This window comes from Streptomyces altiplanensis (assembly GCF_053591575.1).
The window spans coordinates 1-12,981 of record NZ_JBSFUB010000148.1 but is presented as its reverse complement, the minus strand read 5'-3'; the positions used below and the strand labels follow the sequence as shown (position 1 = coordinate 12,981).

Sequence of the window (12,981 nt, the reverse complement as noted above, 5' to 3'; positions counted from 1 at the left end):
GTACACCACCACCCGGGCCGGCAGCAACCGGGCACGTTGTTCCCGGCGTCCGCACTGCGCGATCACCTCATCCACCAACCCGGGCGGAAACACCCTCGTCAACACACCCAGAGCGATCCGGTCCGACAACCGCTCACCCGACGACTTCACCTGTCCAGGCCTTGGCACACCACAACCAACGACCAGCACGACTCAAAGTCACCGGTATTGGCCCTAGGGGTTTCGCGATCGAGGCGACGGTGTTCTCCGGGCGGGCGAGTAGGTCACGGGCGTGACGTACCTGCTCCTCGGCCATCGTCGGCGGGCGGCCGAGCCGGGCGCCGCGGGCGCGGGCGGCGTCCAGGCCCTTGTTGGTGCCCTGCACGATGAGTTCGCGGATGAACTTTGCCAGCGCCGCGAACACGTGGAAGACCAGGCGCCCTCCGGGCGTGGTCGTGTCGAGCACCTCGTGCAGCGAGGTGAACCCGATGCCGCGCTTGCGCAGGCCGGACACGATCGCGATGAGGTCCTGGATGGAGCGGCCGAGCCGGTCCAGCGACGGGACGACGAGGGTGTCGCCCAGCGCGGGAGGTCGAGGGTCTTCCACAGCTCCTCGCGTTCGGCGTTCTTGCCGGACTTTTTGTCGGCGAAGGGATCACACCGGACGCTGAACCCGACCTCACGCGTCTCGTGGTGCTGCTGGGCCCGCGTGAGGCCAAGGAACTGGGATTCGGCCACGTCCTGGTCGTGAAGTCCGGACGGTTCGGAACCAGTGACCTTTACGTGGCACTGACCCCCGCCACGCAGCACCTGGGCATCGTCCACCGGGAGGAGCGCCCGAGTCGCTGCGCTGACGGGCGCTCCGATGGGGGCGGGGCTCGGCTCCGTGGGCTTCGGCACCGGCCCTGCCCGAGCCCCGGGCGTGGCGTCCTGATTGCACCGCTCCTCGTTCCTGAAAGTTCGGTGGCCCCGTCACTTCCCGTGCCACAGTGAATCGTGTGAGGCCGGTCCCATACGGGCCGGGAAGGTGCAGGATGTCTGGGGGACGAATGGAATCCGGAACCGACAGGCCCGGCGACGGTCAGTTGTACCCGGTGCGGGATCTGGTGTGCTCGGTAGTGGCGTCCGTCGCGCCGGAGGAACTGCCGCTCGTGGAGGGGCTTCGCCGCTTCGACGACGCCACGGTGATACGGCGACTAGGCCGCAGGGACGGGCGTCGCGAGCCGCTGGGGTTCGGAATCGGAGAGGTCGCCGCGCTGGTGACACCCGTCGTGTGGCTGGTGCTCGACGGAGTGGCGCAGCAAATGGTGGCCACGACGGTGACCCACACCTCCCAAAGGGTGACGGGTATGATGCGGCGGCTGTTGCGACGACCGGCCTCGGTAGCAGCGGTCTCGGCACTGACGCGGGATCAGCTGGTACAGGTTCGGGCACTCATCCTGGCGGCGGCCCAGCAGCGTGGGCTCCCGGCTGAGCGGGCCGACGAGATCGCCGATGCGGTGGTGGCTCGGCTGGCCCTGTCCGACGAATCGGATGCGCCCGCTCCGCCGGCGCCAGAGTCTCCGGCCGATCCTGGCGCTACGGGCTCGGTCACCGGGCAGGACTAGGTGTCTGCCGGGCTCGGACCGGAAGAGCGGCTTCGGATCAACGAGAAGGTCTTGGGCGCGGGAACGGGCCCCCGGTTCGTCGCCCTGTTGCTTCTGATGCTGACCGCCGGCGGGGCCATGATCCTGGAGGTATTCAGAGTCCTAGCCGACGGGGACGTGACCGGATGCACCCTCGCTGCAGGTGTGGACCCTGCTGACGGCAGTTTCTGGAACACGTCACTCAGCATCACCGGTCAGGGCATAGCGTTTCGGTCCTGCATGACCACCTGGGCACCCGCGCCGCCGTGGTGGCAGCTGGCCTGCTGGCCCCTGCTGTTGATGGTCATGGCCTGGCTGCTTTTCGCCGTGCTGCCGCGGTGGAAGGCCCGCCGCAGCCGTGTCGTCCCGCTGGAGTCAGTCGATCCAGACGGTGTACTCCTTGCCCAACTCCGCGAGCTGTGCGCCGCGACGGATGTGGCTTCACTGCCCCGGGTGGTGATCGACCCCGCGGCCACCTCCGTCAGCGCAGTGGTGTTCGGCCGCACCCGCCGTCCCGTCGTCTGTCTTCACGGCGGCCTGCTCGCCGTCCGCCGCAGCGATCCAAAACGGTTCCAGGCTGTGCTGCTGCACGAGCTCGCCCACATCGCCAACCGTGACATCACCCTGACCTACCTCACGGTAGCTCTGTGGCGGGTCTTCCTCGCGCTGGTACTGCTGCCGTACGTGCTCTGCTTGGGCTATGTGACGTACGGGGTCGTTGCGAACGGCGGCATGCCGCGGCTGGACCGGGCGGCGACGTTGGCCGTCGTCATGGTCGTGCTGCTGTATCTCACCCGCTCCGACACCCTGCGGAGCCGGGAGATCTACGCCGACCTGACCGCAGCGCGCTGGGGCGCGGACCCGCACGGCTGGTCCGTCACCGCCACGCCGCACTGGAGTACGGCGCGCGGCACTCTCGACTCGTTCCTCGAACTGTGGCGCACGCACCCGCGTTGGGGCTTGCGTCAGGGAGCACTCGCTGACCCCGCGCCGCTGTTCCGTATCGCCGTCCTGCCCCTCTTCCTCCTCGGCACCGTGCCCGTCATGGCCGTACCCCAGGTGCTCCGGCAGATTGCGCTGTATCACGTTAATTTCACCAGCAACCTGATGATGATCCTGGTCGTCATTCCTGGTGCGCTGGTGGCCGGTGTGATCGTGGTCGCCCTGTGGCGGGCGGTTGCGTATGCCCTGCTGACCGGTTCCCGAGTGCCCTCCGGGGGGTGGGCCGGGGGGTGGCTGGGGGCCGGGATGTCGGTCGGCCTGGTCCTGAGCGGCTTCGGCGCGGGCTGGTCCTGGCTGCCGGAGCAACCGCTGGTCCTGCTCATACCTGTGGCGGCGGGAGCAGCCTTCGGTTGGTGGGTCACGCAGTGCGCACGTCTGTGGATCGGCACCTCGCGCGGCCGGACTCTGCGCCCCGCGCTCGGCCTCTGCGCGGCTGTCTCCTCCCTCACCATGATGGCGTGGCTCACGTGGTGGATGCTCGCCGGGGCCACAAGCCTGAACAGAGACAGTCCGAGCGCCCGTATGATCGCCCGCGACATCCTGCAATGGCTTCCCTCCGCAGATCCGACCGGGGACCTGAGCAGAGTTCCCGGCATCGCCGTGGTGTTTCCTCAGTTGAGCAGCATTGCGGACACACCGATGTGCGCCCTCGTGATCACCCTCCTGTGGGTCCTGCCACTGCTCGCCTGGGCGAAGGGACCGGTAGCGGACAGTCCCGGTTGGGAGCCGACCCGGGCAGCTCTGACGGAAGATCCTGTGGCGTCTTTGCGTAAAGTCCTACGACCCGGGTTGACGGGTGGAGCACTGGCGTGCCTGGCCGTCGTGGGCATCCAGGCATACGTCCACACCGGACAACCAGTACCGGAGGCGCGGGGCGGCCTCTACGCCCTGCGGTACACAGCACTCCTGCTGCTGGCACTGTGCCTGCCGGCAACCATGGCCGCCGCCGTGGCGAGCACCGCAGACCGACGCTATCGCCTGCTAGGTGGTCTGATAGCCGGTCAGGTAACAGCTTTAATGGGGCTCACTGCCATGGCCCTGCTCGTGTCCGTTGACGGCTGCGTCACCCCCCTCAACGTCCTGTCGGACAGCTGCGCCTGGCGGCCGGCCTGGTGGCGGCCGTTGTTCCCGTTCACGTTCATTCTGAACAACGCTCTGGTCCTCTGCGCACTCACCGCCGTCATCACCGGTCTGGCCACCAGTCTTCTCCGCCCTCGACGGCCACCGAACGCGCGCGTCACCAGTCATGTGGATGCGCGGACCCGCGGAACTCGCACTCAATTCCTCACGGTGAGTCTGCTGTGCGCCGTGGCAGTCGCGGCCACCGCGACGGACGGAGCTGTCCGGAGGTACCAGCTCGGCCTCAAGACCAACGCCATCACATACCAACGCAGCCTGGTGCAGAACTGGGGGCTCCCGGGGCCGGCGCTGTCAGAAGCCACCCGCCTCAGGCAGATCCGGGCCTGGTATCGCCTCCGCGGCGACAAGCTCATCGACACAGCGATCTGGTACGACCAGCAACTGACCGCCGCCCTCCGCGCGGCGCAGGACGACGAGGACCGGTGGGGCGCGTTGTACCAGCTGCTTCCCTCGGTCTGTAGCGACTGGGGGACGGCCGCCTGGTTCGAGACACTATGGTTCCGCGTGCCCGCCGAACCGTCCGTACGAGCCGACTGGCATCAGATGGCCACCTGGGCGGACACCGGAAGCCGCCGCTGCACCCAAGCACTGGACGCACGCGACCCCAAGGCCCTGCTGAACGCACTGCGTAACCTGCGTGCGGCCGCCTTCTGCGCCGAATCCGTCAACGCCGCGATCGACGGAATCCTGCGTGAAGGCGGCTATCGGGGCACCTCCCGCCCGGCCGCTACGGGCTCCACGGCCGTCTGTGACCACACCGGCCAAGAGCCGGCTCCTGGAAGCTCGTAACAGCTCGCGATGCGGTGAGTCTCGGCAGACCTTTCAGAGACCTTTCAGCGGGAGTCCCTGGCCGCTGCCCACGTACGCCCGGCGCTCGGATCCCGCGTCTGGGCTTCGCCGCTCGGATCCCGGGTCTCGAGCGCCGGGCAGGGCGATTCACCTGTCCCTGCGGGAGATCGCCTCCCGACTCGTCATCCGCACCAGCAAGAAACGCGGCCAACACCTCTCACCCGCCACCGTCATGCGAATGCTCCGCGAGTACGACGCGCAGACTGCCAGGATCCCGGTGGAACCCGCATGCTGATCTGCGGCTCAGTCCTTCGCGTTGCTTTTTCGGCGAGAACTACTGGGACCCCTCCAAGGCAGCGGAGAGCAGCTCGGCGAGGGCGTCGCGCTCGTCCGGGTGGCGGGCGAGGTACGCCTCGACGGTCTTGTGGATCGCGGAGGAGCTTGGTGGCATGAGCGTCGTTTCGCCTTCGACGTAGGGGCAGTACTGCGGGCCGGGCTGTGGAGGTTGTGCTGGTGGGTCAGCTCGCTGTCTCGTGGTCGGACGGCTGGGTGCCGTGGGGGCCGGGAAGCGTGTCGGCTGCGGGCGCGAGCCCGTACTGGGCGGCCTGAGCGGTGAACATGCCCCGGTACGGGCCGCCCGCACGGGCCATGAACTCGTCGTGAGTGCCGTCCTCGACGACGCGCCCCTGGCCGAGGACGTAGATGTGGTCGGCGTGTGGGATTCCGCGGTTCTCCGAAGGTGCGCACTGCACCGACCCTTGCCGCGCAAGAGCGTGCGGACGAAGGCGGGTTGGCCGAAACGCCGATGCTCGGTCGTTGCGGCTGTACGCGGTCAGCAGGAGCGTCCGGACGCCTCGCCTTGCTTACCCGAAGCGGGCAGCCCCTCGCCGCCAGCGTTCCGGCAAGTCCCATATTGCGTCGACGCCGGTCACCACAGGCCCAGCGCCTCCAGGACGTGCGCGGCCGTGGGCAGCGGCGCGGCCGGTGCAGCGGTGAGGAGGTTGTCGGGGAGGGCCGTCTTCGTGTCGAGCTTGATCATCTCTCGCCAGCACAGGGCCTGCGACCACTGCTTCGCCCAGAGACCCGACGTAGCTCGTCGCCCGGGATGTTCTCGAGCCGGCGTCCCTCGGTCAGGAGCCGGGCGGCGGTTTTGGCTCCGATGCCGCGGATGCCGGGGATGTTGTCGGCGGGGTCGCCCATCAGGGCGCGGAAGTCGGGCCACTGTTCGGCGAGGACTCCGTAGCGGGGGAGGGCGTGCTCGCCGGAGGTGTAGCGGCGCTCCATGGCGAGGCCGGTGCTCAGCAGGCGCACGCTGGGGTCGGCCAGGAGCTGGATGTAGTCCTTGTCGGTGGTCATGATGTCGACCGCGCGGCCTTCGGCGCGGTCGTCGACGGCCAGGGTGGCGATGAGTCGTCCGCCTCGTAGCCGTCCTGCTCGATCCACCGGACGCCGAGGTGATCGAGGGCGTGTTTGACCAGGGCGAGGGAGTCGATCAGGCCGGGTTCGGGGGCGGTCCGCTTGGCCTTGTAGGTGCTGTCCTGGCTGGCGAGGGCCCGGGCCCGCTCTCGGAGTCGAAAACCACGAAGATCTCGAAGCCGTCGGCGTGCTGGACCTGAGCCTTGCGTAGGAGCGCGGTGAAGCCGAACCATGCGCGGGGGAGGAGGGAGTGGCCGTCGACGAGCATCAGGGGAGCGGTCCTGGCGTGGTCTCCCGGAGGTGCGTGCTGATGGGCGCCTGTGACCGCGGCGGACGGGCATCTGTGGCCGGCTGGCCAGGGGCTGGGCTAGGCGGCGGTGCGTTGCGCGGTCAGCAAGACCGCCGCGAGCGTCCCGGCTTCGGTGATCCGGCCGTCGCCGCACATCGCTACCGCCTCTTCCAACGCGACCCAGCGCAGCTCCATGTCGGCCTCGCTCGCGTCTCGCTGGTGCTCACCGATGCTCAGACCCCGGGCCAGGTACAGGTGCTCACGGGTGCGCGCGCCGGCGGGCATCCGCCACATCATCGTCAGCAGCCCGACCTCGGCGGCGCGGATGCCGGCTTCCTCGACCAGTTCCCGGCGCGCAGCAGTCAGCGGGTCCTCGCCGGGTTCGCACCCGCCACCGGGACACATCAGCAGCCGCTGACCGCACACGTAGACGTTCTCCTCCACCAGGGCGATACGGCCCCGGTCGTCGAGGGCTACGACGCGCACGCCGTCGACCGACTCGGTGTACTCGTAGGTTCCCAGGCTCTGGTCGGCGCGCCGGACCGAGTCGCGGCGCACCACCACCCGGACTCCGGTGTACTGCACGGTCGACGAGACCGTACTCCAGCTGTCGATCATGGTGACTTCTCCTTCAGACGGTGCTGTGCCAGCAGGAGGCACAAGGCTGCTTGGGGGGCGAGGGGCAGGCCCTCGTTCTCCGCCGCGACGGTCATGCAGGTCTGCCAATGGTCCACGATGCCGCTCACTGCGAGCGGGGGACTGTTCCGGCAGGATGCAGGATGGTTGTCCAGGTGCTCACGCCGTTGTGGCATTGCAGAGATTCAGCGAGACCACGGGGCATCGGAGTGCCGAGGATCCGTTCCGCGTGTCGGATCTCGTCCGGTGTCGCTGGTGGATTGAGGAGTGCGAAATCGGCGGCCACGTGAATGGCCAGCCAGGTGTCGATCAGGCGCCAGGACTCCGACGGGGACAGGGTCAGCTGTGCCATGGCGTCATCCTGCCCCACACGTCTGACAACTGACTCTGCTCGATCGGGTGGTCTTCTCCCGAAAGAACGGTTCGGCACACATCCGGCCCGTCATGATCGCCTTCATGAGTATCCGACGCTGGGCCGCTGCCGCGGCCGCCGTTCTTTCCGCCACTGTCCTGACCGGACCCGCTCAAGCCGCACCCACCGCCGCCCCCGTCCCCTCCGGGCCTGTCGTCATCACCAACGACGCCCATACCAACTATCTGGTCCCCGACGACACAGTCGGCAACGCCGGCACCTTCCTGCAGGTCTACTACCGGCAGGACCATCCCTTCCCGCGCACTTTCCAGTTCGACCAGGTGAACGGCCGTCCCGGAATCTTCCACTGGAAGAGCGCCCGTACTGGGAACTGCGCCGACGCCAGGACAGGCGAGGCAGGGGCCTCGGTGTACCTGGCCGCGTGCACGGCGAACAAATCCCAATGGTGGATCCTCAGGTCCACCGACGAAAACCCCGCACGATGGGTCCTGTCGCCCTTCCTGAACGAGGACCTCGCTGTCACCGGCCTGTACGGGGACGACAACTACGCACCGCTGCGCGAACTTCCCCACCTCAACTCAGCAACCACCTCACAGATGTGGCACTTCACCCAGCAATAATCACGCCGACTCTCGACGCTGTCCTCTCCGCTCAGGGCCCGGCCCTGCCCCATGACTGGGCCCTGAGCGGGAAGGCGGGGCCGGAGCGGAACGGCCCATGTTCGCTGGCCGGGTGCCTGCTGTGCCCGGCCGATCGCCCTACGGTGCGGGCCCGGCCCTGTGGAGAGAGGCCGGGAATCGAGCGTTACAGGTCCTCGGCGCGGCGGTGAGCGAGTCCGGTGCGGTAGGTCCTGGGCATAGGTCAGACGGCACTCGAACCGAGGGCTGTGGCCAGCTCGCGTACTCCAGTTACCTGGGCGTGCCGCGAGTGCAGGTCGGTGGCGATCTTCCGGATGGCGGGCCGGTCGCGGACTTCGCCCGGAGAGACCCGCAGGGCGGACAGCAGCTCGGCGGCCGTCTGCTCCGGTTTGCCCCACTGCCACCAGGCCCGGCCGAGGTCGGTGTGCATGCGTCCCTTGCGCTCGGCCGTCTTGAACTGGGCCGCACGCAGGCCGCGGCCGGCTTCGAGGGCGGCGCCCGCGTCGCCGAGTGCCCAGTTGACGCCGACGGCGTACAAGTCGACGGCGGCCGGGGTGATGGGGAACAGCCGGCCCTCGGGCGGCTCCTGCGGGAGGTCGCGGGCGGCCCGGGTGGCTTCTCGGATCATCGTCAGTGCCTGGTCCCGGTCGCCGGCCCGCGCCGCGGTGTATGAGGTGGTGCACAGCATCTGCGCGTACGCCGAAGCCTGGGCCGCGGTCTTCAGCCCGGTTCCTTCCACTCTGGAGACCGCGTCGAGGATATGCCGTTGGGCGGCGGCCGGCTGGTCCTGGTGGCGGAGCACGATGCTCAGTTCCCGGGCCGCCGCCGCGGCGACGAGGGGGGAGCCGGACAGCTCGGCGTAGATGGTCGCCCGGTCGGCGCTGAGCCGCGACTGGTCGTAGTTGCCGATCTTCGTCAGTACCTGGGAGGTCAGGCTGTAGCACGCCGACAGGCGGGCGAGATCGACCTCTTGACGGCTCTGGACGGCGGTGCGCGCATCAGCCAGCAGGCCGGGCAGCGCCTTGAGGAGCTTGCTGTGCTGACCGGCGTCGAAATAACCGCGGGCGGCGGTGATGCGCCTCTCCAGGGGGATGGGTGAACCGGTGGGCTCCGGCGTACTGGCGAGCGCGTCCTGGACGCCGGCCAGGAGAGCGGCGGGGGCCGTGAGGCCGGCGGCAGCGAGCAAAGTGCGGCGACGCATGGGGTCCTCCTCGGCACAGCGTGGCCCGTCCGCCACGACTCTAGTGGCTGGCGGTCCGGCTAACCCGAGCGACGCTGTGAGGACATGCTTCGGCACACCGACTTCCCGGGCGGCGTGCCGGATGAGCGCCAGGTCCGCGTATCTGCGGCGCAGTTCCAGCCTGGAGATGGTGGACGCGGAGCAACCGACGCGCGCCCCGAGGTCTGCCTGGCGCCAGCCCCGGTGCTCGCGCCCTATCCGGATGAGCCCGCCGGGGTCCTGGCGGGCGATGAGCAGGCTGACCTTGCCGGAGCTCCAGAGCGGATCGGTGCGCACGAGGGGGCCTCCCACTCGCCAGGGGCCGACAGGGCTGCCTGTCCACGGTAGGGGCCGTTCAGTGGGGTGTATACGGCGTGTGCAGCATCTGCAAGCGGCGTGCACCCGGCGCAAGTTGACCACCAGGTGGTCGCGGTCGGCGCTTTGCTTGGGGCGGGGCCCTGCTTCGGGCAGGGCCCCGACATCCCGGAGGACAGCATGGCGACAGTCGTTGAGGCCAGGGTCCGTGACCCGCGGGACTACGTGAAGCCCGAGGTCTGGGACCGCGAAGTCCAGCTCCTCATGCGCGACTACCCCTTCGACGAGGTGATGGCGACCCGGCTTTTCCACGCCGCCGTCTCCTACCTGATCACGGCCATCAACAAGTGGGGCCAGGGCCTGGAGATGTGCTGCGGCCGGACGGTCGACATCGCGGTCCACGTCTTCATCCTGGACACCAAGAACTACCGCGAGTTCTGCCACGAGCACTTCGACGGCAAGTTTCTGGAACACATCCCGGAGATCGAATTCAAGTACGACGGCAGCGTCGAGCGCACCGCGCAGATCATCGCCGACAACGGCTTCGAGGTCGACTGGAAGCTGTGGGAGGCTGACTACGGCAAGTGCGGCCCGTGCAGGCCGGGCGAGAACTGCCACTGATCCGCATCAAGCGGTCGGGCCCGGGGACGCTGTGAGCGCCCCCGGGCCCTCGCACGTGCACGTACGGGCGTCGTTGAGTCATTCCCCCGTGGACGGGAGGCAGCACCGGTACGGTGGCCAGCTTGAAAGACACTGGCCCCGCTGCCCCCACGAGGAGCGTCATGCCCCGCGAGCCCCACACCCCGGCCGAATACTGGGACACGTACATGCCGCATCGGGGGGAAGGCGAGCAGCCCGCCCCGGTGGCCGACCGGTTCGAGTGGACCCAGTACCCCGGCCACGGTCCCGGGGCCGAAGTGCTCGGGCAACCCCGCCGGGCCCTGGACCTCGGGCCGGCGGAGGGCAAGGAAGCCGTGTTCCTGGCCCACCAGGGCGTCGAGGTGACCGGCGTGGACCTCTCTGCCGCCCAGGTGAAGCGGGCCCAAAGGTGGTGGAAGGACGTCCCCGGCCTGTCGTTCGTCCATGCGGACGTGTGCGACCACCTCGTGTCCGCCGCGGCACCGTACGACGCGATCTACTCCGTGTGGGGCGCGGTGTGGTTCACCGACCCAGACGTCCTCTTCCCGCTCGTCGCCAAGAACCTGACACCCCGCGGAGTCTTCGCCTTCAGCCAGGCCGAGCCGGTCCCCGGCGCGTACGGGGCGCAGCCGATGCGCGGCAAGTGGCTCGAAGGCCGAGAGCACGAGCTGACCGTGCTGCGCTGGCAGTACACGCCCCAAGCGTGGGCGGACCTGCTCAAGCGCCACGGCTTCACCGACATCGACGCCCGCATCCTGCCCCCGCCGAACGCAGAAGACCTGGGCACGCTTCTCGTACGCGCCCAGGGCCCCGAGTAGCCAGCCAGGCGTGGCAGGCACCGCACCCTGTGCCGCTCGAGAAGTCATCGCCGCGGCTGAGGTGGTGGTGTTCGGGCTGCCGGCGCCGGCTGGGATGCTGTCGTGATGAGCGTTTCGCTGCGGTACCGTGCCACCCGCATCCTGCTGCCCTGCCAGGAACACTGTCGCGCGGGGCACGGCCAAGGACGCCGAACTGCTGGTACGGCGGCATGAGGACACGGTGCCGCGCCGCCGGCTGGAAGGGCATCATCCCTGCGGTGACCGATCGGACAGCGCGGAGGTAGAACTGCGGAAGTGGTACGTCAATTTCGAGCACCCCACCCTTCGCACCGAAGCCGGGTTCGACACCTTCGGCCTCACCGTGGGCCTGGTCGTCACGCCCGACCTCACGCTGAACCGCTCCGGGTTCGGTAGGGACTCGATCATTTCAGAGGATCGAGTCATGGCACGTCCTTCCCCTTACCCACTTGAGCTGCGCCGTCGTGCGGTGCGGATGATCGCGGGGGTGCGGCCCGACTACGACATCGAGTGGGCCGCGATGCAAGCGGTCGCGGCCAAGCTCGGGATCGGCACGACCGAGACGCTGCGCAAGTGGGTTCGGCAGGACCAGATCGACGCCGGCACCCGGCCGGGCACCACGACCGAGGAGTCGGCCGAGCTGAAGCGGCTGAAGAAGGAGAACGCCGAGCTGAAGCGGGCCAACGAGATCCTCAAGGCCGCGGCGGTGAGGTCAATGGGTCGGTGCAACATCCCAGGTAGAACGGCTGCTGGAGGTGTTGCTGGGTGGCGAGAATCGGGCGTCCGGGGCTGCCGGACGAGCAAAAGCGTGAAGTGTGGCGACGGTGGCGGGACAGGCAGTCGCTGAGCGAGATCGGGCGTGCGCTGGGCAAGGTGCCCGGGTCAATCCACGGAGTGGTCGCGGCGAACGGCGGATTTGTCCCGGCGGCCAGGGCCCGATCGGCCGGAGTGCTGTCGTTGGCGGAGCGGGAGGAGATCTCCCGGGGTCTGGCCGCTGGCGACTCCTTCCGGGCGATCGCGGGCCGGATGGGGCGGGCACCGTCCACGGTCAGCCGCGGGGTGGGGCGTCACGGCGGGCGTGAGAAGTACCGGGGCGCTCACGCGGACGAGGGGGCCTGGGGCAATGCCCGGCGCCCGAAGTCCTGTTTGCTGCAACAGAGTCCGGCCCTGCGGGACACGGTCGCGGGCAAGCTGAAGGAAGACTGGTCGCCGCGTCAGATCGCAGGCTGGCTCGCCCGCACCTTCGCGCCCAAGGACGGTATGTACGTGTCTCACGAGACGATCTACAAGAGCTTGTTCATCCAGGCCCGAGGCGTACTGAAGAAGGAGCTCGTCTCCCATCTGCGCCGCCGGCGCACGATGCGCCGCTCGAAGAACGCCTCCACCGCAGGTCAGCAGCGAGGCTGCATCCGTGACGCGGTCTCCATCCGCGAGCGTCCGGCCGAGGCCGAGGACCGGGCTGTTCCCGGCCACTGGGAAGGCGACCTGATCACCGGTGCGAAGAACAGTCATATTGCGACACTGGTCGAACGGCACTCCCGCTACGTCATGCTCGTCCGGGTCGCAGGCAAGGACACCACCAGTGTGATCTCCGCACTGAGTCATCAAGTCCGCTACCTGCCCGACGGGTTGATGACTTCACTGACCTGGGACCGGGGTACTGAGCTGGCCGGCCACAAGCGGTTCACGATGGCCACCGACGTCAAGGTCTACTTCGCCGATCCGAAAAGCCCCTGGCAGCAGGGATCGAATGAGAACACCAACGGACTCCTCCGCCAGTACTTTCCCAAGGGAACCGACCTGTCCGGATATCCCCAGGCCGAATTGGATGCCGTCGCCCTCAAGCTGAACACCCGCCCCCGGCAGACCCTCGGGTTCGAAACTCCCGCTGATAGGCTCGCGGCAGCTGTTGCATCAACCGGTTGACTCCGCCGTGCTCTTCTTCTTCGGAGAGGTGGCCGCCGGCGCCGACGTCGACGTTGGGTGCGTCCTTAGAAGTCGTTTCTTATGGCGTCCTTGTGGTTATCGTGCCTGAGTGCGCCATCGTTAGGGTTGGACAGAGGGCTGGGGGATCGTGGATGAGAC

13 protein-coding genes and 2 pseudogenes are annotated in these 12,981 nt (G+C 68.6%); 8 read left to right on the top strand and 7 right to left on the bottom strand.

Annotated elements, in window-relative coordinates; genetic code table 11:
- Both ACWD0Y_RS34155 and ACWD0Y_RS34150 read right to left on the bottom strand, forming a co-directional pair.
- A partial coding sequence (locus tag ACWD0Y_RS34155; protein ID WP_450264151.1) for a transposase domain-containing protein occupies window positions 1-168 on the bottom strand: 168 nt, incomplete at its 3' end.
- The gene (locus ACWD0Y_RS34150; RefSeq protein ID WP_450264150.1) at window positions 134-586 is read right to left on the bottom strand and encodes a recombinase family protein; all 453 of its coding nucleotides are present in this window, start codon (window positions 584-586) and stop codon (window positions 134-136) included. The genes ACWD0Y_RS34150 and ACWD0Y_RS34155, both read right to left, overlap by 35 nt.
- Window positions 587-639: 53 nt before the next feature.
- Here ACWD0Y_RS34150 and ACWD0Y_RS34145 point away from each other — a divergent pair.
- The 3 genes and pseudogenes from ACWD0Y_RS34145 to ACWD0Y_RS34135 all read left to right on the top strand — a co-directional run.
- A pseudogene (locus tag ACWD0Y_RS34145) lies at window positions 640-822 on the top strand (hypothetical protein); the annotation flags it as partial.
- 206 nt (window positions 823-1,028) lie between these two features.
- A complete protein-coding gene (locus tag ACWD0Y_RS34140) occupies window positions 1,029-1,586 on the top strand; it encodes a hypothetical protein (protein WP_450264149.1) in 558 nt (185 codons plus the stop codon).
- A gap of 258 nt (window positions 1,587-1,844) precedes the next feature.
- A complete protein-coding gene (locus ACWD0Y_RS34135) occupies window positions 1,845-4,535 on the top strand; it encodes a M48 family metallopeptidase (RefSeq protein ID WP_450264148.1) in 2,691 nt (896 codons plus the stop codon).
- Between the two features lie 518 nt (window positions 4,536-5,053).
- Here the strand turns inward: ACWD0Y_RS34135 and ACWD0Y_RS34130 are convergent.
- The 4 genes from ACWD0Y_RS34130 to ACWD0Y_RS34115 all read right to left on the bottom strand — a co-directional run bounded on the left by ACWD0Y_RS34130 (window position 5,054) and on the right by ACWD0Y_RS34115 (window position 7,228).
- The gene (locus ACWD0Y_RS34130; protein WP_450264147.1) at window positions 5,054-5,287 is read right to left on the bottom strand and encodes a hypothetical protein; all 234 of its coding nucleotides are present in this window, start codon (window positions 5,285-5,287) and stop codon (window positions 5,054-5,056) included.
- 283 nt (window positions 5,288-5,570) lie between these two features.
- Window positions 5,571-5,978 carry a 5'-3' exonuclease H3TH domain-containing protein gene (locus ACWD0Y_RS34125; protein ID WP_450264146.1) on the bottom strand — a complete coding sequence of 136 codons (408 nt, stop codon included), beginning with the start codon at window positions 5,976-5,978 and terminating at the stop codon, window positions 5,571-5,573.
- 340 nt (window positions 5,979-6,318) lie between these two features.
- Window positions 6,319-6,858 carry an NUDIX domain-containing protein gene (locus tag ACWD0Y_RS34120; RefSeq protein ID WP_450264145.1) on the bottom strand — a complete coding sequence of 180 codons (540 nt, stop codon included), beginning with the start codon at window positions 6,856-6,858 and terminating at the stop codon, window positions 6,319-6,321.
- 124 nt (window positions 6,859-6,982) lie between these two features.
- Complete coding sequence (locus ACWD0Y_RS34115) at window positions 6,983-7,228, bottom strand: hypothetical protein (protein ID WP_450264144.1); 246 nt, start codon at window positions 7,226-7,228, stop codon at window positions 6,983-6,985.
- Between the two features lie 104 nt (window positions 7,229-7,332).
- Between ACWD0Y_RS34115 and ACWD0Y_RS34110 the strand changes: the two genes are divergently transcribed.
- On the top strand, window positions 7,333-7,869 hold the full coding sequence (locus ACWD0Y_RS34110) for an RICIN domain-containing protein (protein ID WP_450264143.1): 537 nt from the start codon (window positions 7,333-7,335) through the stop codon (window positions 7,867-7,869).
- A 241-nt stretch (window positions 7,870-8,110) separates the two neighbouring features.
- On the opposite strand, the gene ACWD0Y_RS34105 is transcribed toward ACWD0Y_RS34110, so the two are convergent.
- Window positions 8,111-9,403, bottom strand: coding sequence for a helix-turn-helix domain-containing protein (locus ACWD0Y_RS34105; protein WP_450264142.1), 1,293 nt, complete (start codon window positions 9,401-9,403; stop codon window positions 8,111-8,113).
- A 198-nt stretch (window positions 9,404-9,601) separates the two neighbouring features.
- On the opposite strand from ACWD0Y_RS34105, the gene ACWD0Y_RS34100 reads away from it, so the two are divergent.
- The 4 genes and pseudogenes from ACWD0Y_RS34100 to ACWD0Y_RS34085 all read left to right on the top strand — a co-directional run bounded on the left by ACWD0Y_RS34100 (window position 9,602) and on the right by ACWD0Y_RS34085 (window position 12,822).
- Complete coding sequence (locus tag ACWD0Y_RS34100) at window positions 9,602-10,042, top strand: hypothetical protein (RefSeq protein WP_450264141.1); 441 nt, start codon at window positions 9,602-9,604, stop codon at window positions 10,040-10,042.
- 161 nt (window positions 10,043-10,203) lie between these two features.
- The gene (locus ACWD0Y_RS34095) at window positions 10,204-10,878 is read left to right on the top strand and encodes a class I SAM-dependent DNA methyltransferase (RefSeq protein ID WP_450264140.1); all 675 of its coding nucleotides are present in this window, start codon (window positions 10,204-10,206) and stop codon (window positions 10,876-10,878) included.
- A gap of 442 nt (window positions 10,879-11,320) precedes the next feature.
- Window positions 11,321-11,644, top strand: a pseudogene (locus ACWD0Y_RS34090) (transposase); the annotation flags it as partial.
- A gap of 17 nt (window positions 11,645-11,661) precedes the next feature.
- Window positions 11,662-12,822, top strand: a complete 1,161-nt coding sequence (locus tag ACWD0Y_RS34085) for an IS30 family transposase (RefSeq protein ID WP_450264139.1) — start codon at window positions 11,662-11,664, stop codon at window positions 12,820-12,822.
- Window positions 12,823-12,981 lie beyond the last annotated feature (159 nt).